This window comes from Streptomyces coelicoflavus, from assembly GCF_003112555.1.
Lineage (GTDB): Bacteria > Actinomycetota > Actinomycetes > Streptomycetales > Streptomycetaceae > Streptomyces > Streptomyces coelicoflavus.
In genome coordinates, this window is record NZ_BEWB01000005.1 from 75537 (window position 1) to 97796 (window position 22260).

17 protein-coding genes are annotated in these 22260 nt (G+C 74.6%); 10 read left to right on the forward strand and 7 right to left on the reverse strand.

The features are described from left to right. Nucleotides 1-17: 17 nt before the first annotated feature. Nucleotides 18-1706 carry a DUF885 domain-containing protein gene (locus tag Sco07f_RS12160; RefSeq protein ID WP_108987849.1) on the reverse strand — a complete coding sequence of 563 codons (1689 nt, stop codon included), beginning with the start codon at nucleotides 1704-1706 and terminating at the stop codon, nucleotides 18-20. 78 nt (nucleotides 1707-1784) lie between these two features. Further along, entirely contained in the window at nucleotides 1785-2300 is a 516-nt protein-coding gene (locus tag Sco07f_RS12165) for an Lrp/AsnC family transcriptional regulator (protein ID WP_108987850.1), read from the reverse strand. 59 nt (nucleotides 2301-2359) lie between these two features. Between Sco07f_RS12165 and Sco07f_RS12170 the strand changes: the two genes are divergently transcribed. Then, on the forward strand, nucleotides 2360-3583 hold the full coding sequence (locus Sco07f_RS12170) for a trans-sulfuration enzyme family protein (RefSeq protein WP_054102708.1): 1224 nt from the start codon (nucleotides 2360-2362) through the stop codon (nucleotides 3581-3583). 123 nt (nucleotides 3584-3706) lie between these two features. On the opposite strand, the gene Sco07f_RS12175 is transcribed toward Sco07f_RS12170, so the two are convergent. The 5 genes from Sco07f_RS12175 to pdxR all read right to left on the reverse strand — a co-directional run bounded on the left by Sco07f_RS12175 (nucleotide 3707) and on the right by pdxR (nucleotide 12877). Beyond that, the gene (locus Sco07f_RS12175) at nucleotides 3707-5068 is read right to left on the reverse strand and encodes a GNAT family N-acetyltransferase (protein WP_108987851.1); all 1362 of its coding nucleotides are present in this window, start codon (nucleotides 5066-5068) and stop codon (nucleotides 3707-3709) included. 115 nt (nucleotides 5069-5183) lie between these two features. Further along, nucleotides 5184-7913: a DUF7825 domain-containing protein gene (locus Sco07f_RS12180; protein ID WP_108987852.1), complete on the reverse strand. Its 2730-nt coding sequence runs from the start codon at nucleotides 7911-7913 to the stop codon at nucleotides 5184-5186. Continuing rightward, nucleotides 7910-9325 carry an SWIM zinc finger family protein gene (locus tag Sco07f_RS12185; protein ID WP_108987853.1) on the reverse strand — a complete coding sequence of 472 codons (1416 nt, stop codon included), beginning with the start codon at nucleotides 9323-9325 and terminating at the stop codon, nucleotides 7910-7912. Before Sco07f_RS12185 ends, Sco07f_RS12180 begins: the two co-directional genes overlap by 4 nt. A 153-nt stretch (nucleotides 9326-9478) precedes the next feature. Continuing rightward, nucleotides 9479-11065 (reverse strand): alkaline phosphatase D family protein, encoded by a 1587-nt coding sequence (locus Sco07f_RS12190; protein WP_108987854.1) that lies wholly within the window; start codon nucleotides 11063-11065, stop codon nucleotides 9479-9481. A 393-nt stretch (nucleotides 11066-11458) separates the two neighbouring features. Then, complete coding sequence (gene pdxR, locus Sco07f_RS12195; RefSeq protein WP_108987855.1) at nucleotides 11459-12877, reverse strand: MocR-like pyridoxine biosynthesis transcription factor PdxR; 1419 nt, start codon at nucleotides 12875-12877, stop codon at nucleotides 11459-11461. Nucleotides 12878-13024: 147 nt separating this feature from the next. On the opposite strand from pdxR, the gene Sco07f_RS12200 reads away from it, so the two are divergent. From Sco07f_RS12200 to Sco07f_RS12240, 9 genes are all read left to right on the forward strand, one after another. Beyond that, complete coding sequence (locus Sco07f_RS12200; RefSeq protein WP_007447168.1) at nucleotides 13025-13549, forward strand: hypothetical protein; 525 nt, start codon at nucleotides 13025-13027, stop codon at nucleotides 13547-13549. Next, nucleotides 13533-14495 (forward strand): bifunctional lysylphosphatidylglycerol flippase/synthetase MprF, encoded by a 963-nt coding sequence (locus Sco07f_RS12205; RefSeq protein ID WP_108987856.1) that lies wholly within the window; start codon nucleotides 13533-13535, stop codon nucleotides 14493-14495. Before Sco07f_RS12200 ends, Sco07f_RS12205 begins: the two co-directional genes overlap by 17 nt. 199 nt (nucleotides 14496-14694) lie before the next feature. Then, a complete protein-coding gene (locus Sco07f_RS12210; RefSeq protein WP_007447166.1) occupies nucleotides 14695-15828 on the forward strand; it encodes an acyl-CoA dehydrogenase family protein in 1134 nt (377 codons plus the stop codon). Between the two features lie 88 nt (nucleotides 15829-15916). Beyond that, nucleotides 15917-17041 (forward strand): SDR family oxidoreductase, encoded by a 1125-nt coding sequence (locus Sco07f_RS12215; RefSeq protein WP_007447165.1) that lies wholly within the window; start codon nucleotides 15917-15919, stop codon nucleotides 17039-17041. Beyond that, complete coding sequence (locus Sco07f_RS12220) at nucleotides 17041-18402, forward strand: aspartate aminotransferase family protein (protein WP_108987857.1); 1362 nt, start codon at nucleotides 17041-17043, stop codon at nucleotides 18400-18402. Before Sco07f_RS12215 ends, Sco07f_RS12220 begins: the two co-directional genes overlap by 1 nt. Nucleotides 18403-18528: 126 nt before the next feature. Continuing rightward, on the forward strand, nucleotides 18529-18996 hold the full coding sequence (locus Sco07f_RS12225; protein ID WP_007447162.1) for an aromatase/cyclase: 468 nt from the start codon (nucleotides 18529-18531) through the stop codon (nucleotides 18994-18996). Next, a complete protein-coding gene (locus Sco07f_RS12230; protein WP_174855344.1) occupies nucleotides 18968-19570 on the forward strand; it encodes a flavin reductase family protein in 603 nt (200 codons plus the stop codon). The genes Sco07f_RS12225 and Sco07f_RS12230 overlap by 29 nt, the downstream gene beginning before the upstream one ends. Then, on the forward strand, nucleotides 19567-20889 hold the full coding sequence (locus Sco07f_RS12235; protein ID WP_108987858.1) for an NAD(P)/FAD-dependent oxidoreductase: 1323 nt from the start codon (nucleotides 19567-19569) through the stop codon (nucleotides 20887-20889). Before Sco07f_RS12230 ends, Sco07f_RS12235 begins: the two co-directional genes overlap by 4 nt. A gap of 56 nt (nucleotides 20890-20945) precedes the next feature. After that, a complete protein-coding gene (locus Sco07f_RS12240) occupies nucleotides 20946-22190 on the forward strand; it encodes a wax ester/triacylglycerol synthase domain-containing protein (RefSeq protein WP_174855345.1) in 1245 nt (414 codons plus the stop codon). Nucleotides 22191-22260 lie beyond the last annotated feature (70 nt).

Consider the following 22260-nt stretch of genomic DNA (forward strand, 5'->3'; position numbering starts at 1 on the left):
CCCGAGGCGGGCGGACGTCACAGCCGCGACAGCTCGTCCACCAGGTCGTCCAGACCCAGCGAGCCCTGGGAGAGGGCCGCCATGTGCCACGCCTTCGGGTCGAAGGCGTCGCCGTGCCGCTCGCGGGCCTTCTCCCGGCCGAGCAGCCACGCCCGCTCACCGAGCTTGTAGCCGATCGCCTGGCCCGGGATCGTCAGGTACCGGGTCAGCTCGCTCTCCACGAAGTCCGCCGGGCGGCTGCTGTGCGCACCGAAGAACTCCTGCGCCAGCTTCGGCGTCCAGCGCTCACCCGGGTGGAAGGGGGAGTCCGCCGGGATCTCCAGCTCCAGGTGCATGCCGATGTCCACGATGACCCGGGCCGCCCGCATCATCTGCGCGTCCAGATAACCGAGCCGCTGCTCGGCGTCCGTGAGGAAGCCCAGCTCGTCCATCAGCCGCTCCGCGTACAGCGCCCAGCCCTCGGCGTTGGCGCTGACCATGCCCACGGACGCCTGGTAGCGGGACAGGTCGTCCGCGACGTGCGTCCACTGGGCGAGCTGGAGGTGGTGGCCCGGGACGCCCTCGTGGTACCAGGTCGACACCAGGTCGTACACGGGGAAGCGGGTCTGGCCCATCGTCGGCAGCCAGGTGCGGCCGGGGCGGGAGAAGTCCTCCGACGGGGACGTGTAGTACGGCGCGGCCGCGCTGCCGGGCGGGGCGATGTGCGACTCCACCTTCCGTACCCGCTCGGCGAGTTCGAAGTGGGTGCCGTCCAGCTGCTCGATCGCCTGGTCCATCAGGCCCTGCAACCAGTCCCGGACCTCGTCGACGCCCTCGATGTGCCTGCCGTGCTCGTCCAGGTGCGCCAGCGCCACCCACGGCGTCTCGGCGCCCGGCAGGATCTTCTCGGCCTCCGCCTTCATCTCCGCCAGCAGACGGTGGTACTCGGCCCAGCCGTAGGCGTACGCCTCGTCCAGGTCCAGGTCCGTGCCGTTGTAGTAGCGCGACCAGCGGGCGTAGCGCTCGCGGCCCACCGTGTTCGGGGCGCCCTCGATCGCCGGGGCGTACACGTCGCGCATCCAGTCCCGCAGCTCCGCCACGGCGGCGGTCGCACCCCGCGCGGCCTCGTCCAGCTCGGCCCGCAGCGCCTCGGGGCCGTCGGCGGCGAAGTCCTCGAACCAGCCGCGCCCCTCGCCCGTGTCCGCCCACTCGCCGAGCTGCTCGACGAAGGTGGCGGTCGGACGCGGCGCCGCGTACAACTCGCGCTCCAGGCCCAGGGCCAGGGACGCGCGGTAGCCCGCGAACGCCGCCGGCACCGCGCGCAGCCGCTCGGCGACCCGGGCCCAGTCCTCGTCGGTCCCGGTCGGGGTGAGGGTGAAGACCTCGCGCACCGAATGGGCGGCGGTGCCCATGTTGCCGACCGAGCGCAGGCCCTCGTCGGCCTCGTGGACCGCGAGTTCGGCCGTGAGGCGCTCGCGCAGCAGCCGCGCGCAACGCCGCTCCACGTCGCTGTCCCCGCCCGGCCGGCGCTCCGCCTCGTCCAGCCGGGCAAGGGTGGTGCGGGCCAGTTCCGCGAGGGCCTCCTGCCCGGCGGGTGAGAAGTCGGGCAGACGGCTGGAACTCTCCGCGACACCGAGATAGGTACCGGTGACCGGGTCGAGGGCGATGAGTTCGTCGACGTAGGCGTCGGCGACCTCGCGGGGCAGCGGGCTGTTGGTCTCTGACATGCGGACATCCTCATACGGATACCGGTGCCGCGTCAGCCCGTCGGGCCCGGCCCGACGGCCCGGGCGGCCGGATTTCGCTCAGGGCGTGGTGCCGGGAGCCGCCCCCGGGACGGGCGCGGGCTCGGCAGGCGGCAGCAGGGGGCCGCACTCCCACTGCTGGAAGATCAACCGGGTCTCGACCCGGGCCACCTCCCGCCGCGACGTGAACCCGTCCAGGACCAGCCGCTGCAGATCCGTCATGTCCGCGACCGCGACATGCACGAGGTAGTCGTCCGGACCGGTGAGGTGGAAGACGGTGCGCGACTCGGGCAGCGCCCGGATCCGCTCCACGAACGGGCCGACCAGCTCCCGCCGGTGCGGGCGCACCTGCACCAGCAGCAGCGCCTGGAGACCTCGCCCCATCCTCGCCGGGTCCAGTTCGAGCCGATGGCCGAGGATCACCCCGGCCCGCCGCAGCCGGGTCACCCGGTCCAGACACGTCGAGGGGGCGACGCCGACCTGGGCGGCGAGATCGCGGTAGGTGGTCCGGGCGTCGTTCTGCAGCAACCGCAGCAGATGAAGATCCACCGGATCCAGTGCGACGGAATCGGCCATGAGCCGAACGTAGCACGGAGAACCGCCCCGCAGGCCCGGTCGGTGTTCACTCTTCGGGCATGGACTCAGCGCGCACGCACACGTCACCGTTCGACGACGTACGCACCACCGCACCCACGGGCAGGGCACTGGCCACCGAAGCCGTGCACGCCGGCCGCGACGACCTCGCCGGCCAGGGACTGCACGCCCCGCCCATCGACCTGTCCACGACCTACCCGTCGTACGACAGCCGCGGCGAGGCCGCCCGCATCGACGCGTTCGCCACCACCGGCGCCGAGCCGGACGGACCGCCGGTCTACGGCCGCCTGGGCAACCCGACCGTCGCCCGCTTCGAGACGGCGCTGGCCCGCCTCGAGGGGACCGAGGCCGCCGTCGCCTTCGCCAGCGGCATGGCGGCACTGAGCGCGGTCCTGCTGGTCCGCGGCTCGATGGGGCTGCGGCACGTCGTCGCCGTACGGCCCCTGTACGGATGCAGCGACCATCTGCTGACCGCCGGGCTGCTCGGGTCCGAGGTCACCTGGACCGACCCGGCCGGCGTCGCGGACGCGCTGCGACCGGACACCGGCCTGGTGCTCGTGGAGTCCCCGGCCAACCCGACCCTGGCCGAGGTCGACCTGCGGGCCGTCGCCCACGCCTGCGGATCGGTGCCGCTGCTCGTGGACAACACCTTCGCCACGCCCGTGCTCCAGCGGCCCGCCGAACACGGTGCGCGGCTGGTGCTGCACAGCGCCACCAAGTACCTCGGCGGGCACGGGGACGTGCTGGCCGGAGTGGTCGCGTGCGACGAGGAGTTCGCGGGGCGGCTGCGGCAGGTCCGCTTCGCCACCGGCGGCGTGCTGCACCCACTGGCCGGCTATCTGCTGCTGCGGGGACTGTCCACCCTGCCCGTCCGGGTACGCGCCGCGTCCGCCAACGCCGCCGAGCTGGCCGGGCGACTGGCCGCCGACCCGCGCGTGGCCCGCGTCCACTATCCGCGCATCGGCGGCGCGATGGTCTCCTTCGAGGTCCACGGCGACCCGCACGAGGTCATCGCCGGCGTCCGGCTGATCACCCCGGCCGTGAGCCTCGGCAGCGTCGACACGCTCATCCAGCACCCGGCGTCCATCAGCCACCGCATCGTGGACGCGGACGACCGGCGGGGCGCCGGGGTCGGCGACCGGCTGCTGCGGCTGTCGGTCGGCCTCGAGGACGTCGACGACCTGTGGGCCGACCTGGACCGGGCGCTGGGGGAGCGGACGGCCGGGGCGATCCCGCTGCGGGAGGCGCTGTCACCGGCCGAGTGACCGGCCGTCACGCCCGCGCCGGCCGTTGCGCCTGCCGGCCGGGCCTGGCAGTCCTGGCAGTCGCGGCAGTCCTGCCGGCTCCGGCGAGCCTGCCGGTCCTGCCGGTCCTGCCGAGCCCGCCGGTCATTCCTGGCCTATCGGCTCTCCCTGAGGCAGGCGTGCCGCGGACCGGGCCGACGGATCCAGACGGGCCGTGACGACCAGGGTCCCCTCCTCGATCTGGTAGTCGAGGGGGAGGCCCAGGCCGCGCATCGCGGCGACCATGCCGGTGTTGGACGCCTGCGTGACCGCGTACACGCTCTCGCACCCCGTCTCCGCCGCCATCGACACGAGCCGGCCGAGGAGTTCGCCGCCGATGCCGCGCCGCTGCCACGCGTCCTCGACGAGCAGCGCGACCTCCGTCTCGTCGCCGTCCCACAGCAGATGACCGAGCCCGACGACGCGCCCCGAGGCGGTCTGCACGGCGAGGGTGCGGCCGAAGCGCGGGCTGAGCAGGTGGTTGAGATACCGGCCGGCGTCCCCGACCGGGCCGTGGTAGCGCATCCCGAGCGTCCGCGCCGAGCAGCGCTCGTGCATCGCCTTCGCCGCCTCCACGTCCCGCGTGTCGGCCCGGCGGACCGTGATGTCGCTCCCCTCGGGCAGCGTCAGCACGTCCCCGCCGCGCGGGACCCGCGGACCGAGCCGGGCGTCCAGCTCGACCAGGGCCCGCGCCCGGGCGAACTCCGCCGGGGTGAACGGCAACTGGGGCCGCTCCACGCTGATCACCCCGCCCTCCGGGGCACGCAGCCGCAACACCGTGTCCTCGAGCGTGCCCTCCGGCGGTACGGTGCCGGCGGCTTCCGCCCCCGCCCCCGCGGGCAGGGACCTGATGGTGCACCTGCCCAGCAACTGCCGCAGTGCCAACGGCAGCTCCGCGGCGTCCAGGGCCGTACGGGTGGCCAGGCCCAGCACCCGGGTCGGCGCGTCCACCAGGTCGTGGGCGTCCGCCCGCTCGGTCCAGGTCCGGGCACCGCCCGCCGCCGTCACCACGTCGGCCAGCTCGGTACCGCTCAGCTCACCCGGGGCACGGAGCAGGAACTCGTCCACCGTGCCGTCGGCCAGCGGGTGTGTCTGCAGGCTCAGGATGTCGATCCGCCGGTCGGCCAGGGCCGCGCACAGCACGGCCAGCGATCCCGGCGCGTCCCGCACCGTCGTCCGCATCCGCCACAGGGCGCTCTCACCACCCGGCCCGGTCCCGGCCGGTCCGGTCGCTCCTGCCCCGGCCCCGGCCGGTCCAGCCCCACTTGCCGCAGTCCCGGCCGGCCGCTCGGCGGTCGGCGGCCGGGCGCCGGTATCCTCCGCCGGCGGCGCCTGCCCGTGGCGGCGTGACCACCGGGTGTGGAAGCCCGCCGTGGCGATCAGCGCGGCCAGCGAGGCCAGCACCATGACGGGCACCACGGGACCGTGCTCGACGAGATGGGCCACGGCTTGCGTCACATCAGACATGTCTCGACTCATGCACCCACTGTGAAGGAACGGTGTTGCGTGATCACGAACGCACTGTGACCGATGGGTAAAGAAGGCTTCCGTCGCATTCGTCCCTCTTTGGCCAGGTCTGGAGTCAGGTGGCGGCCGGTTCCTCCGCCAGCGCGTCCCGCAGCCGTCGCGCCTGCGTCACGAGCCGGGACGTGCCGCGCCGGTCCGCCACCCCCGGCAGGTGCGGCAGCCCGCCCCGGGCGCCCGTCCGCTCGGCGCACTCGGCCGCCACCGCCAGCAGCTCACCGAGCCCACGGGCCGAGGACGTCGCCGCGCCGGCGGAGAGGTCGGCGAGCAGTACGGGCAGCACCTCGCGGAGGACCGCCCACACCGTGGCGTTCGCCCCCGTCGCCGAGGCGGTGCGCACCGCGTCGGCGAGCCGCACCGGCTTCACCTCTCCGCGCCGCACCAACTGCCCGAGATCCGCGCCGAGCCGCTCCGGGTCCAGCCGGCCGCGTGCCGCCAGCACCAGCAGGGCGTCCACGGCGGCCAGCCGGTCCTCGGCGTGCCGCGCACCCAGCCCGTAGGCCAGGCACAGGTGCACCGCCTCGCCCGCTTCGCCGTCCGCGTCGGCGAGGTGGGGCAGCACCGCGGCGGCGGCGCCCCGCTGGTCGTCCACGGCCGCCTCGGACACGTCCCGCACCAGCCGGGCGGCCACCAACTCCGGCCGCTCGGGCAGGAGGGCGAACCAGTGCTGCCGTATCTCGCCCCTCCAGTGGCCGCAGTACCACCGGTCCGAGAAGGGACTCGCCGGACGCCCCAGCAGCCGGAGAGCGGCGGGGAACTCCTCCGCCCGAAGTTCGGGCACCTCCCCGAGTTCCATCAGGATGCGGGTCGCCGTCGGCCGCCGGGTGGCGGAAGGGGCGGTCCACTCGCCGGTCAGCAGGCGGGCCAGCCGGTCACCCTGCTCGGTCCCGAGCGCTGCCGCGCGCCGCACCGACGTCACCGCCGCCGTCCGGGCGTCCCGGCGCACGCGCAGGAGTGCCTGGCCGAAGTCGACCGGCGCCACCCGGGTGCCCGCACGCCGGTAGGCGTCCAGGCGGTCCACCAGGTCGCCGGGTTCGAGCAGGCCGGTGCCCCAGGTGGGGGTGGCCAGCAGGAACGGCGGGGGATCGGTGCGCAGCCGGTGCGCCACCTCCCACATGCGGGCCTCGAAGGGGCGGGCCAGCGAGTTGTGCACACAGCCCGAATCCGGCACCCCGTCCTGGACCATCCGGTGCAGGGTGTCCGTGCTCACCTTCCCGTGCAGGGTCGCGAGCAGGAGGTCCAACGCCCGTGAGCCGTCGAAGAGTTCGGGGTGGCGAGCGAAGAACTGGTCCGACGGGTGGCCCGGCCGCAGCTCGCGCTCGGCCCACCAGCGCCGGGCGACCACCGGTTCGAGGGCTTCCAGCAACGCCTCCCGGTCCCGGTGGGCGTGCCGGACCAGCCCGTCCAGGGCGCGCTCGAAGGCGGACACGTCACCCCCCGAGGCCAGCAGCGCGCTGATCTCCTCGGCGACTTCGAGTGCCGAATCCGGAGCGGGAGCCAGACGCGCCCGCTCCGGCACGGCAGGCAGCACCTCCTCGTGGGCGAACGCCCGGGAGTCCGGCGGTGTCGCCCCCAGGGTGCGGACCGCCCGTGCGCGCAGAGCCGGGACCAACTGCTCCGCCGCACCGGCGAGTTCCTCCCGGACCACCTCGTCGGTGACCTTGCGGAGGTGCCGCTCGACCAGCTTCAGCGCCCGCTCCTGCACGTCGGAGTCCTCGTGCCCGAACGCCTGGGCGGCGGCCGGCAGCAACGCGTCGGCCGCGGCGGGATCCCGCGTGAGTACTTTGCCCAGCAGCACGAGCTGTGCCCGCACGAGCTTCCTCTCGCTGCGGAACAGCACCGCGTCGGTCACCTCCGCCAACCGCCGCGGCGCCAGCTCTCCCGCCAGGGCCAGGGCACCCAGCACCGACTGGGCGTGGGAGGCCACCGCCGGCACCGCGTCCGAGGCGAGCGCCGTCCAGTCGGCCGTCCGCAGCCGCTCCTCCTCACGGGTGAGCGCCAGGTCGTGCAGCAGGCGCAGGAACACCCGCAACTCGGCCGGCGTGCCACCGCGCAGCAGCCGGGCCACACACGCGTCGACCATCGTCCGCCGGTCGAGTGTGCCCTCGGAGGTCAGCCGGGCCAGCGCGCCGGTCCAGCCGTCGGGTCCGTCGCCGGACAGCCAGCCCAGCCGCGCCCCGACGCCTTCGGTGCGGAAGAGGGCGGCGACCAGCTCCGACACGTGCGGGTCCCGGCGCAGACGGTCGCAGACCGTGCCGCCGCGCTGCCAGGCGCCGCCGACGTGGTCCAGCCAGCCCTGGACATACGCCTCCGTCGTGGGCACCGGGCAACCGGACAGCCGCACGAGGCCGGCCATCAACTCGTACGACACGTTGGAGCCGGCCGGGCGCCGGGCGAGCCGGTGCACCACGTCTGCGAGCCACCCGGGGTCCCGGTCGCCCAGCACATGCAGCAGGACCGCCGGTGACGCCTGCGACCAGCGCATGTCGACGGCCGCGAGCCAGCTCGCCACGGCCGCCGCGCCGGTCTGGCAGGCGGCCCCGGCCGCGTGCAGTGCCGGGTGGGCCAGGCGGGACTCCGCGGACCAGCGGGCCGCCCGCAGCTCCTGGCGGACGGCCTTCAACCCGGGGAAGCAGGCGCGCCGTTCCCCGTCCGTCATGCCGTCGAGCAGTGACACGACCTCGGCCGTCCGCCCCGCTCGCACCGCCCCCATCAGCAGCCCGGTCGCTTCCGCCGTCCCGGTCCCGGTCTTGGTCCCGGTCGCAGGCGTCTCCGTAACCGTCGTCATCGCGCACCCCCGTCGATCCGAACCGTCCCCCGCGCGTCCGCGGCGCCCCTCCGTACCATCCGTACCGCCAGTGCGTGCTTGCACGGCCCGCGCCCGCCCCGGTACTTGGCCCACCACAGGCAGCTGCACGTGAGGACCCCCGCCTCCTCGCGCACCCGGTGCACGTGACCGTCCTCGGCCGTGACCGTCCCGACCGGGCCGTCCAGGGCGACCGCGCCCGCGGCCACCAGGGCACGGGCCGAACGCAGCCGGGGATTGTGGCGCTCCACGCGCTCCGCGTCGTACGGCAGCTCCCGGTGGAAGTAGGCCGCCTCCGCGGTGTCGTACCCGACGCGTCCCGACGTGCCGAGGCGGACCAGTGCCGCACGCACCCGCTCCGCGGTCAGCCCCGAGGCGGCGGCCAGGTCGGCGATGTCGATCCGCGGCTCCCAGGCGAGGAGCACCGAGACCAGCTCGGCGTCCCCGGCGGCCTCGTCGGTGGCGAGCGCGTTGAGCACACCGCCCTCTCCGGAGAACCCGCGTGCGGCGTCGGGGGACAGGGTGAGGGTCAGGCGCATGCCGGGCAGGAGTACCTCCCAGGCGGAGGCGGTGGCGGAGGCGGTGGCGGCACTCCCCGGGGCGACCGCCGGCCCGTAGACCCGCAGGGCCGTGGCGTGCCGCAGAACGCGCCGCAGCGCGACCAGCCGCTCCGGGCCGGGCAGGCACACCGCGCCGGGCACCGCACGCGTCGTCGGCCGCAGCGTACGACCCGACGGCACCACCCACCGGGGGCCGCCCGCTCCGCTCCTGCCACCGCGGGGCAGGGCCCGCAGGAAGCGCACCGCCTCGGCCGCGTCCAGTTCGGCCCGCAGGTCGAAGCCGGCCGCTATGACCTGGGCCTCGGCGAAGCCGCGCAGCCACCGGTCGGGCAGCGGCACCTTCTTCTCCACGACCGGACCGTCCAGCGTGGTCACGGCCAGCTCCTCGGGGCCGACGCGCAGATGCAGCGGGTCGTCGGCGCCGATCCGGGACAGGGCCTCGCGCAACGGGTCGTTGACGTCGACGTTCGTCGTGCCGTGTCCGACCTCCCCGCCGTCGAGGCCGGCCTCCAGCACGTCCAGGCGGGCGTACACCCCGCCGCAGCCGGAGAAGGATTCGAACCGCAGTCGGTCGCCGCTGCCCGTCACCACCGGGTCGAGCGAGGCGCGCAGCTGCGGCTGGTAGTACCGCGCGGCGGCCACGTCGGCCACCGCGAGCAGCGCCGCGGACGCCTTCTGGGGCGACGTCAGGAACCCCGCGAAGAACTCCGGATGGTCCACGGCACCGGCGGGCGTCGCGCCCCGGGAGGTCTCCAGTCCCAGGCGTCGCCCGCCCGCCGCGGACTCCAGCACGGAGGGTCGTCGATAGGTCACGGCCTGCAAAGATCGCGTCATGGAAAAACCGTAGAGGCGCCCACTGACAATCGCTGTGACCAGCGCAAACGGACGCTCGGGGACGGTAGTTCGACGCACGCGCCGACAGCGCGCACGGGGCCGCGCACCGGGGGATGACGCCGGTGCGCGGCTCACCCGCGACAGGCTACGGGACTACTGGCCGACCCGGCCCGGCCGCAGCACCTTCGTGAACAGCACCGTGCCGTCCTGCTCGCGCAGCCGCACCGTCATCTCGGCGCTCCCGCCGTCGATGTCGACCTCGCCGAAGAACTGGTAGCCGCCCGCCGGCGAGACGTTCGAGGCGGTCGGCGCCTTCACGAAGACGCGTTCGGGACCGAAGGTGCCGTCCAGTGCACTGGCGGGGAACGCGCCCGCGTTGAGCGGCCCGGACACGAACTCCCAGAACGGCTCGAAGTCGCCGAACGCCGCCCGCGACGGCTGGTAGTGCTGGGCCGAGGTGTGGTGCACGTCGGCCGTCAGCCACACCGTGCCCGTGATCCGCCGGTGCTTGACGAAGCGCAGCAGCTCCGCGATCTGGAGCTCGCGCCCCAGGGGTGCGCCGGGATCGCCCTGCGCGATCCCCTCGATGTTCGCCTCGCCCTCGGTGGCGTCCGGCACGACCAGACCGATCGGCATGTCCGCCGCGATCACCTTCCACACCGCACGCGACCGGGCCAGCTCCCGCTTGAGCCAGTCCAACTGCTCGCGGCCCAGGATGCCCTGGGGGTCCACGCGCCGGCCGCCGGGGGAGTTGGCGTTGCGGTACGTCCGCATGTCCAGCACGAACACGTCCAGCAACGGGCCCTGGCGCAGTACCCGGTGCACCCGCCCCTCGCGCGCGCCTGGGCGCAGGGTGGAGAGCGGGAAGTACTCGCCGAACGCGCGCCGGGCGCGGGCGGCCAGCACGTCGACGCTCTTCTCGCGGTACCGGTCGTCCGTCTCGGCGATCACCTGCCCCGGGTACCAGTTGTTGCGCACCTCGTGGTCGTCCCACTGGACGATCGACGGGACCTGGGCGTTGAAGCGCCGCAGGTTCTCGTCGAGCAGGTTGTAGCGGAAGTTGCCGCGGAACTCCGCGAGGGTCTCGGCGACCTTGGACTTCTCCTCGGTCGTGACGTTCCGCCAGGTGCCGCCGTCGGGCAGGGCGGCCGTCTCCGGGATGGGGCCGTCGGCGTAGATGTTGTCGCCGCTGCACAGGAAGAAGTCGGGGTCCAGGGCGCCCATGGCGTCGTAGATGCGGTAGCCGCCGAGGTCCGGGTTGATGCCCCAGCCCTGGCCGGCGAGGTCGCCGGACCACACGAAGCGCACGCCGTCACACCGGCGGACCGGCACGGTGCGGAAGGTGCCGGAGACCGGCTCACCGGTGCGGCGCGGGTCGTCCGGGTCGGCGAGGAGGACCCGGTAGTGGATCTGCTCGCCCGGCGGCAGGCCGCGCAGCCGTGTGGTGCCGGTGAAGTCGGTGTCGCGCCCGAGCAGCGGGCCGTGCCACCGGTGCGGGCGGCGGAACGACTCGGTCGCGGACGTCTCGACGATCATCCGGGCCGGACGGTCGGACCGCACCCACACCAGACCGGAGTGGGAGGTCACGTCTCCCGTCTGTACGCCCCAGCCCGCCCCCGGCCGCCCCGAACGGGCGAACGCCGGCGCCGCCGCGAGGGCGGTGGGCAGGGTCAGGGCCGCCGACGCGGCGAGTGAACCGCGCAGCACGCTGCGGCGGCCGGGCAACGGACGTGGTGACATGGAGGTGCCTCCAGGGACGGGATCCGGCCCGTTCTCGGGTGGTGTTCGGGCCACTGTGCGCAGCCAGACCTACTGGCACGGCGCGGCGCCCGGGGAAAATGCGGGTGAACAACCGGGACGGGTGAGCGGTCCGCACCCCGCGCGGGCCGGGTCGACGCACCCGCACGGGCCGGGTCGACGCACCCGCGCGGGCCAGGTCGCCGCACCCGCACGGGCCTGGTCGCCGTATCCGCGGGCCTGGTCGCCGTATCCGAGCGGGCCGGGTCGCCGTATCGGCCGCGAGCCGGGTCGGCGTATCCACCGCGGGCCGGTCCGCCGTATCCACCGCGGATCGGATCGGCCCGATCACCACGAGCCGGGCCGCCGTAGTCGGCGCGAGCAGGGCCGCCGGGTTCACACGGCCGCCGCCATCCTCGCCACCCCGGCCCGGATCCGCCCCGGCGCCAGATGCGCGTACCCCAGCACCAGCCGTACCTGCTCCGGGGTCCGCGGGGCACCTGCCACCTCGTCACCCGCCGCCCCGCCGTGCCCGTACGCCGACAGTGAGCGCACCGCGACACCCGCCTCCCCCACGCGCGCGAGGAAGCGCTCCTCGGGCCCGCACCGCTCGGGCAGCGTGGCGATGGCGTGCAGGCCGGCGGCGATGCCGGTGACCCGTGCGCCCGGGAAGTGCTCGGCCAGTGCCGAGACCAGGGCATCGCGGCGCTCCCGGTAGGCACGCTGGCAGACGCGGAGCTGGCGGTCGTAGTCGCCGTGCTCGACGAAGCGGGCGAAGAGCGCCTGGTCGAGGGCCGGATGCCCGAGGTCGGTGGTGCGCTTGCGCTCGACGACGTCGTCCGCCAGCCAGTCCGGCACCAGCAGCCAGCCCAGCCGCAGCCCCGGGGCGAGGGACTTGCTGACCGAGCCCGTATAGGCGACGCGTTCCGGATCGAGCCCCTGGAGCGCGCCCACGGGGGCACGGTCGTAACGGAAGTCGCCGTCGTAGTCGTCCTCCAGGACGAGGCCGTCCACGGACCGTGCCCAGGCGAGCAGTTCGGCACGGCGCCGGGCCGAGTAGGCGATCCCGGTGGGGAACTGGTGGGCCGGGGTCGTCACCACGACGCGTACGCCCGAGGCGTGCAGCGGGCCCAGGGCGAGTCCCTCGCCGTCCAGGGGCAGCGGGATGGTGCCGACGCCCGCCGAGGCGTACAGCGCGCAGTGCTGGGGGCTGCCGGGGTCCTCGACGCCCGCGGTGCGCGTCCCGCGCGCGTGGAGCACGCTCGCCAGCAGCGCGGTCGCCTGCGCGACCCCGGAGACCACCACGATCCGCTCGGGGTCCGCCACCACGCCCCGGCGCCGCGCGAGCAGCTCGGCCAGGGCGGACCGCAGCCGGGGCAGCCCCCGCGGGTCGGGATAGCCGAGGCTCTCGTGCGGCAGGTCCGTCAGCACGCTCCGCTGCGCCGCGGCCCACGCCGAACGGGGGAACAGCGACAGGTCCGGTGTCCCCGGCACGAAGTCCGCCAGGTCGCCGCGGGAGCGCGGGGCGAGATCCCGCGCGCGGGGCCGGGCCGCCCGTACGGCGTCGCCCACCCAGGTGCCCGCACCCCGTCCGCTGCGCAGATAGCCCTCGGCCGTCAGCTGCTCGTACGCCTCCGTGACCAGCCCCCGCGACACGCCGAGGTCGGCCGCGAGGTCCCGGCTCGAGGGCAGGCGGGTGCCCGCGGCGAGCCGGCCCGAGCGGACCGCGCCCCGCAGCGCCTCCTGAAGTGCGCGGCCACGCGCGCGTGCCGGCGCCGACGCGGCGGGCAGCAGCAACTCCCACGCTGACGTCATGAAAACAGCCCCCCGAGGATCATCCGTCCCAATCGCCCCCACTTTACGAGGGGTTGGAGCCGTCGGTGCGTAAACCGAGTGACAGACCACAGCGAGGGGGCAGGCCGATGCCGGCCCCGGAATCGTCAGCGCAATTCAGGAGCGCCCGTGGACGCCAAGAACCGTTTCGAGACGAAGGTCACCTTCGCTCTCTCCCGACTCGAATGGCTGGGCTTTCTCGCCGTATCGCTCGTGCTCGCGGTCCAGCACCGTACGGAAATCCGCTGGGGCGTTTTCGTGCTGCTGTTCGCCGTGATCGACGCCATCGGATACGTTCCCGGCGCGATCGCCTTCCGGCGCCACCCGGACCGACCGGTTCCGCGTGGCTACTACGTGGCCTACAACACGATGCACAGCCTGGTCACCGCAGGCGTCCTGGCCGGGGCGTGGGCCCTGTTCGTCCGGCCGGAATGGGCGCTGCTGGCCCTTCCGATCCACCTGATGGGCGACCGGGCGCTCTTCGGGAACTCCCTGAAACCCTTCGGTGTCGCCTTCGAACCGGAAACCAACCCGGCGTTCCGGCTGTTCGAGCAGAAATACCAACCGGAAACGGACTCTCGAGGCTCCCGTGTGCCCGACGCGATCGGTGCGGCGCGGAATTCCCTGGAGGACACCGATGCCGTCCGTACTTGACACGCTCGCCGCGTACAGCGACAACCCCAGTTCCTTTCTCGCCCTCAACAGCGGGAACTCGTACTTCCAGGACGACCGGTTCGACGGTGCCTGCGCCTACCGCACCTCCGGGCGCTACGTCCTGCAATTCGGCGGTCCCTTCACGGCGCCCGAGCACCGCACGCGACTCCTGGAGGCCTTCGCCGCCCACACCGGACGCCGCCTGGTCGCCGTACAGCTGCAACGGGCGGACGCCGAGCTGTACGCGGCGCGCGGCTTCACGGTCAACCAGATCGGCGCCTCGTACGCCGTGGACCTGGGCCGTTTCACGCTGCGCGGCTCACGGTTCGTGCGCCTGCGGAACAAGATCTCGCGCGCCCGGCGGGCCGGCCTGGAGATCGCCGAGGTCCGGGACGGCGACGACTGCGCCGAGCTCGACCGTCTCGACCAGCGCTGGCTGCGGGAGAAGGGGCGGCACGTCAAGGAGCTGCGGTTCCTGGTCGGCCAGCGGACCGGCAGCCTTCAGCGGCACCGGCGCCTGTTCGTCGGCCGGATCGGCGGCGAGACGGTCGGCTACGTCAACTACTCGCCGGTGTACGGCAGCCGCCCCGGGATGCTGCACGACCTCAGCCGTCGCAGCCCCGACGCCCCGCCCGGCGTGATGGAGGCGCTCAACGCCACCGTCATGGAGCGGCTGACCGCCGACGGAGCCGGCTGGCTCCACTTCGGGTTCACGCCGTTCACCGGGCTCGACCCGAGCCACGAACTGCCCGGGGCCAGCGGCCTGTTCAGCCGGTTCGCCCGCCTGCTGGCCGAGCACGGCGAGGCGATCTACCCCGCGGCCTCCCAGCTCGAGTACAAGCAGAAGTGGGCCCCGCACGCCGTGCTCCCGGAGTACATCGCCTTCCGCGGCCGGCCCCGGCCCGGGGCCGTCTGGCAGCTCCTGCGCGCCACCAACGCCGTCTGAGGGCCGCCGCCGCCCCGGCCGGTGTGCCTGGGCCTTTGCCTCCGCCTCCGTCCCGTCCGTCGCGCGGTTGCACGCGCGTCCGTCCTGTCCGTAGCGCGGCTGCTCGCCCGTCCGTCCAGGCCGTCGCGCGGTTGGACGCCCGTCCCGTCCGTACCGCAGTCCCGCCCCGCCCCCATCCGTCCAGGAGGACCGCACGCCCATGAGATTCCTCGAGCGCGAACGCACCACCCTCGCCAAGCTGCTGCCCGACCTGGACCCCGCCCTGCGCGAGATCCCCCTGATGGAACTGGAACGGCCGGGCAGCCCGGGCATCCGGCTCTTCCGGGACAGCGGTGGCCCCGGACTCCTCGTCCCCGAGTCCCACCAGGGGCGCGGCGCCACCGCGCTGGACGCGCTGCGGGTGCAGCGGGCCATCGGCAGCCGCTCGCCGTCCCTGGCCGTGGCCACCACCATGCACCACTTCTCCATGGCCACCCTGGTCGGCCTCGGCGGCCTCGGTGACGGCCTGGAGTGGATGCTCATCGAGGGCGTCGCGTCGAGCAACCGGGTCATCGCCTCCGGCTTCGCCGAGGGGCGCCCCGGCGCCGGCATCCTGGACCCGTCGATGAGCGCCGCCGTGACCGCCGACGGCATCCGCGTCAACGGCGTCAAACGGCCGTGCAGCCTCGCCCACTCGATGGACGTGCTCACCGCGGGCGTGGTGATCCCGCGCGAGGACGGGCAGGGCGACGAACTCGCCGTCGCCCTCGTGCCCGCCGACAGCGAGGGCCTGAGCGTCAGCGGCTTCTGGTCCAGCACCTTCCTGGCCGGAGCCGAGAGCGAACAGGTCACGCTCACCGACGTCCTCGTCCCGCCGGAACTCGTCCTGCGCACCGCGACGACCTCGGGGGACCGTCTCGACGAGCTCCAGACCGCCGGCCTGGTCTGGTTCCAGGTGCTGATGACGGGCAGCTACCTCGGGGCCGCGTCCGCCCTGGTGGAACGGGTGCTGCTGAATGAGCGGGTCCCCGAGCACGAGCGGGTGCGCCTCTTCGTCGAGACCGAGGCCGCGATGGCCACCGCCGAGAGCGTCGCCCGCCGCGTCGACGCCGGGGAAGTGGACGAGTCGGCCCTCGCCCAGTCGCTGTGCGTGCGCTACGGCGTCCAGGACGCCCTCGCCCGCATCGTCCCCCGCGCGGTCGAACTGCTCGGCGGACTGAACTTCATGACCTCGGACGAGGTGGGACACCTGGCCGCCTGCGCCAACGGGCTGGCCCTGCACCCGCCGTCGCGCTCGCGCATGACGGGACCGCTCTCGGCCTACCTGGCCGACGGTCCGCTCGCCATCGCGTGACCTACGGGACCCGGGGAGCCCAGTACCGGCCGCCGTCCCACCGCCCCCACGTTCCACGGCAGTCGAAACCCGTCGAGGGGAGCCCACCATGCCGTTCAACGCCACTCGTCCCACCGTCCTTCCCGCACCGTCCCGCGCCACCGTGCGCGAACGTCCCACCCTGCTGCTGACCGGCGGTTCCGGAGTCCTCGGGCGGGCCCTGATCGACGAACTGGCACCCGACTACGACCTGCTCTGTCTGCGCCGCAGCAGGCCCCTGCACGATCCGCGGGTGCGCGAGGTCGAGGGCGACCTTCTCGCCCCGCGCCTCGGACTGGGCGCCGGCGAGTGGTACGAACTGGCCCTGCGCGTCGACGTGGTGCTGCACTCCGCCGCCCAGACCAACTGGCGCACCCCGCCCGAGGAGATCGTGCGCACCAACACCGTCGGCGCGGAGACGATGCTCGACCTGGCCGCCCGTGCGGACGCGCCCTTCTACCTGGTCAGCACCGCGTTCGTCGCCAACACGCCGAGTGACGAGGACCGGGAGCGCTTCCCCGGCGCCGCCGCCTACCTCGACTCCAAGAGCAGGGCCGAGCAACTGACACGCGAGGCCGGGCTGCCCGGCGCCATCGTGCGGCCCTCCGTCGTCATGGGCCACTCCGCCACCGGCCGCATCGCCGGACAGCAGGGCCTCACCAAGACGATCGGCGCGATGGTCCTCGGCCAGGTACCGGTGCTGCCCGGCGCCCCCGAGGCGCGGGTCGACATGATTCCGCAGGACTACGTCACCCGGGCCGTCGGCACCCTGATCCGCGGTGGCGTCGGCAGCGGCGAGTACTGGCTCACCGCGGGCAGCCAGGCCCCCGCACTGAGCGAGATCGCCGACACCTGCGCCGAGTTCGCCGTCCACCACGGCCTGCCCCGGCCACCGCGGCCCCGGCTCATCCCCGTCGAGGCCGTCCACCGGCTGCTGCTGCCCATGCTGGAGGGCACCTCACTGCCCGCCTCGGTGCGGCAGCGGTTCCGGCACTACGCCGAACTGCTGCTGGTCTTCCAGCGCGAGCTGCCGTTCGACACCTCCCTCGGCACCCCCGACTGCGGCACCCGTGTGACCCATGCGGACATCCGCGCCGCACTCGTACGCAACCTGGAGAGCTGGGCGGCGGACCGCGCCGGTCTGTCCGGGCGGCACCGTGAGCCCGCCGCCGCGGTCGGCACGGAGGTGGCGTGATGACCGTGTCGCCCCCTTCTGCGGAAGCCGGCCGAACCGCCCGAACCGCCCGAACCGCCCGAGCCGCGCCGGACGCCCAAGCCTCCGAGCCCGCCGAGCCCAGCGCGGCCGCCGACCGGGCCGATGTCGTCGACCTCTACCTGAAGCACATCGGCTCCGGCCGCGCCGTCATGGGCCGGGTCATGGGCGGCATGGCCGAGGTCCGCTCCGAGGGCCCCTGGATCCACGCCGACGACGGCCGGCGCTTCCTGGACTTCGGCGGCTACGGCGTCTTCATCCTCGGCCACCGCCACCCGGCCGTCGTCGAAGCCGTGCACCGGCAGATCGACACCCACCCGCTGGCCAGCCGCGTCTTCCTCGAACCCGTCGCCGCCCGCGCCGCCCAGGCCCTCGCCGCCCACACCCCGCCCGGCGTCGACTACGTGCACTTCGTCAACTCCGGCGCCGAGGCCACCGAGGCCGCTCTGAAACTCGCCCGCGCCCACGGCCGCACCTCGGTGATCACCACCCGGCGCGGTTTCCACGGCAAGACGCTCGGCGCCCTGAGCGTCACCGCCAACGCCACCTACCAGACGCCCTTCCAGCCGTTGCTCCCCGACGTCACCCAGGTCGACTACGACGACCCGGCCGACCTCGAACAGGCGCTCGCGGCCCGGCGCGACCGTGCCTGCGTCATCGTCGAACCCGTCCAGGGCGAGGGCGGTGTCCGCATCCCCCGCCGCGGCTACCTGAGGCAGGTGCGCGCCCTGTGCAGTGCCTACGGCGCCCTGCTGGTGGTCGACGAGATCCAGACCGGCATGGGACGCCTCGGCACCTGGTGGGGCGTCGACGTCGAAGGGGTGTGCCCGGACGTGCTGCTGGCCGGCAAGGGGCTCAGCGGCGGTGTCGTACCGATCGCCGCCATGGCCGCCACCGCGGAGGCCTACGGTCCGTTCAGCCGCGACCCCTACCTGCACACCTCCACCTTCGGTGCGTCCCCGATCGCCTGCGCCGCCGCGCTGGCCACCGTACGGGCGATGGAGGCCGAGAACACCGTGGCCAGGTCCGCCGCGCTCGGCCTGCGCCTCCTCGCCGCCGTACGGGAGGTGTGCGCTCCGTACGAGGGCGGTCCGGTCCGCGAGGTGCGCGGCCGGGGACTGCTGATCGGCATCGAGTTCGCCGAGGAACAGGCGGTCGGCGAACTCCTCCTTGAACTGATCGCCCGCGGTGTCCTCGTCAACCACTCCCTCAACTCCACCCGGGTGCTGCGGCTGACCCCGCCGGCCGTCGTCGCGGACGCGGAGCTGGACCTGTTCCTCACCACCCTCGCCGAGGCCCTGCGCAGCACGGCCGACCGCATGTCCGACCGGCCGACGCGCTGAACGTCCTGCCCGGCACCCGCGTTTGCCAACACCCCGGCACCCGCGCGTGCCAAATCCCGGCACCCGCGTCTGCCCAACACCCCGGCACCCGCGTCTGCCCACCATCCGGAAGGAACCGAACGCCCCATGCGCCACGTGGTCCTGCACGCCCTCGCCGAGGGCCTCGCACCCGCCGACGTCTACCGCCGCATCAGCGACTTCGGCCGCTACCCCCAGTACAGCGACGTCTTCCGCGAGGTGCGCGTCGAGCCGCCGCTGCCCGACGGCTCCACCGTCTCGGACTGGACCGTGGAGTTCCGGGGCGGCCTGATGCGCTGGCGGGAGCGCGACACCTACTCGCCCGAGACCCATTCCCTCGCCTTCGAGCAGCTCAGCGGCGACTTCCAGACCTTCGAGGGCAGCTGGCGGTGCGAGCCGCGGGACGGCGGCACGCTCGTCGTCTTCACCGCCGCCTTCGACCTCGGCATCCCCTCACTGGCCGAGATCCTCGACCCGGTGGCCGAGTCGACGGTGCGCACCAACATCGCCCGTGTGCTGCGGGGCCTGGCGGACGCGGAGGTGATCGATGAACGCGCGACTGCGGCTCGTGGCTGACCGGGCGGCGGCGACCGCCGAGACCCCGCCCCCGGTCTGCGGACCCCCGCACGGGGAGCCCCTGTACGAGGAACCCGGGCCGGGTGCCGCCCGCTGCCTCGGCCTCTACGCCAAGCTGGCCGCCGGGGTGACCGTCGTGACCGCCCGCGGCGAGGACGGCCCGCTCGGCATGACCGTCTCCGCCGTCACCTCGCTCTCCGCCCGGCCGCCGCTGCTCCTGGCCTGTCTGCGGGACGGCTCGCGCACCCTCGCCGCCGTCCGCTCCCGGCGCACCTTCGCCGTGCACCTGCTGCGCGAGGAACAGCAGGACCTGGCCGGCCGGTTCGCGTCCCCCACGACCACCGCGGCCGAGCGGTTCGCGGGGACGGACACCCGGCAGGTGCTGGGCGTCCCCGTGCTGGCCGGGTCGCTCGCCTGGTCGGTGTGCCTCACCGAAGACGTCCGCCGCTACGGCGACCACCACCTGGTCGTCGGCCGGGTGGCCGCCGTGCACGTGGGCGCCGGCCGCCCCCTGCTGTGGCACGACCGCAGGTTCGGCGCGCTGACCGAGCCGGTGCCGGACGCCGCCGGATGAGTGGGCAGCCGGCCGGAACGCCGTGCTGGGACCGGGCGGAACTGCCGCCGCAGCCCCAACTGCACGGCGTGGTCACCGCGGACGTGGCCGTCGTCGGGGCCGGTCTGGCCGGGCTGTCCTGCGCCTACCACCTCGCGGAACGCGCCCCGGGACTCGACATCGCCGTGATCGACGCACAGCACCCGGCCGCCGGGGCCAGCGGCCGGGGCACCGGTCTCCTCGGCCCCCGTGCAGGCCCCGCCCTCGACCGCGCGGTGCGCCGCTTCGGCGCCCGGACGGCACGCCGGATGCACCGGGCCAGTCAGCAGGCGGTACGGGACGTGCTCGACCTGTGCTCCCGGCTCGACGTGCCCTGCGGACTGCGGCCCGGCGAGCAGCTCATGGCCACCCGCTCTCCCGCGGGCCTGGTGGCACTCGCCCGCCAGGCCCGCGCCGGCCGCGAACTGGGCCTGGACGTCCCCGTCCTCTCCCCGGCCGGCATCCGCGAACGCGTCGCGGTGTCCTACCGCGCCGCGCTCCTGCACCGCCCGGCCGCCACCCTCGACCCGGCCGCCCTCACCTGCGCCCTCGCGCGCGCCTGCGCCGACAAGGGCGTGCGCTTCTACGGCCGCAGCCCGCTGCTCGCCCTGCGCCCCGGCGACCTGGTCGGCCCGGAGCTCGTCCTGCCGCACGGCCGCCTGTACGCCGGGCAGGCGGTGCTGGCCGTCAACTCCGCCGCGCAGGCGCTGGACCTGCCGGTCGGCACGATCCTGCCGCTGGAGGTGTACGCCGTCGCCACCGAGCCGCTGAGTCCCGCCGCGTACGGGCTGCTGGGCGGACGCGCCGGACCCGCCGTGGTCGACGCCGTGCCGCTGGCGCCGTACTTCCGTCTGCTCCCGGACGGGGGCCTGGTCGCGGGCGGCGGCACCGCCGCGGTTCCGGCCGGGCTCGCCGCGCCCCGGCTCCAGGCGGTGCGCGAGCGCGCCTGGGCCCGGCTGGAGCGCTGGCTGCGGGCCCTGCACCCCGACCTGGCCCGGGTCCGGGTCACCCACCGCTGGTCCGGCCGGATCGGCATGACCGCCGACGACCTTCCGGTGGTCGGGCCGGTACCGGGGTACTCCGACGTCTGGTACATCGGCGGCTGCGGCGGCCACGGCCTCGCCCTCTCCGTGGCGCACGGCGCGTACGTGGCGGGCGCCCTGCTCGGCGAGCCGGACCCCGGCGACCCGCTGCCCTGGCACCGCTCGCGCGCCCCCCGTCTGCCCCTGAGCGGCCCCGTGCGCCCCCTGCTCCGCGCCTGTGTGGACGCACACGGGTGGGCCGTGCGGCGTGTCTGCTGACGGCCGTCGTGCGGTGGTGTCCCATTCCAGTTCCTGAGACCGACCGGGAGGTTCACATGCTGCGACTCAGCCTGGGCAGGGACGGCCGCCTGCCGCCGTCCGTGACCATGGGCACCGTCGATGTCGCCTTTCACCTGGCCGCGCGGGGCCGGCCGCTCCCCGTCGTGTTCGCGTTCGCGTTCGACGGCGCGGCGCCCACCCTGGACTCGCTCCGGGCGCGGGTGGCCGAACGCGCCCACGGCATCCCGGCGTTGCACTACCGCATCGCGCGGGAGCGCCGCAGGTTCCGGCGGGTGGACCGGATCACGGCGGACCGGCACGTGCACGAGGCGTGGCTGCCCGAGGACACCGACGGATCGGCGACCGGGCGGCTGATGCTGTCCCGTCCCATGAACGCCGACGGCCGCCCGCCCTGGGACGTGTGGCTGGTACACGGTCCGGCGCGCCGCCACACGCTCTGCTACCGCACCGACCACGCGTTCCAGGACGGTGTGGGCGCCGCCTACACCGCCCGCGCCCTGCTCGGCGACGACCCGGAGGGCGGGCCGGTTCCGCAGCCCCGCCGCCTGCCCACCGCCGCCGGCCTCGCGGGAACGCTGGGGGACCTGGCGGGGGCCTTCGGCGCGGCCACGGCGAAACCGGCCTTCGACGGCGTGTGCACCGGACGCGTCGACGTGTGCCACGCGGAGACCCCGCTCGCCCGGCTCCGCGCCGTCGGACGCGGGTACGGGGCCACCGTGACCGACGTCTACCTCGCCGCCCTGTCCCACGCCGTCCACACCTGGCACCTGAAGGAGACCGGCACGGTCCATCCGCCGCTGCCCGTGGCGATCCCGATGTCCGTCCGCGCCCGGGGCGAGGAGCGGGCACCGGGCAACCGCATGATCACCGCCCGGATCCTGCTGCCGTGCGACGAGGAGTCCCCGCGGCGGGCCCTGGCCCGGGTCGTGGCCGCGATGAACGGGCTGCGGACGGGCCGGCGGCGCGACTCCATGCGCGTGCTGCTGGCGGCCACCCCGCGGTCCGTCGGTGCCCGGGTCGGCGTCCGGCTGGTGCACGGCAGGCTCGTCGCAGGGCCGGTGAGCAGCGTGAACTTCGGTACGGCGCTAGTCCACCAGGGGCTCGCGGCCCGGCGGGCGGCCGTCTACACGAGCGTCGCCTCCGGCATCCGCAGCGTGGTGACGCTGACCAGCCAGCACGACACCGCCTGCCTGACCGTCGTGCACGACGTGGCGCTGCGCACCGCCGACGAACTCCCCGACCTGTGGCTGGAGGCGCTGCTGGAGCTGGAACGCCGCTGACGCCTCGGAGTACGGCGCGAAGCCCCGGGCCGCCGCCCGGGGCTTCGTCCTTGTCACGGGGCATCGTCCG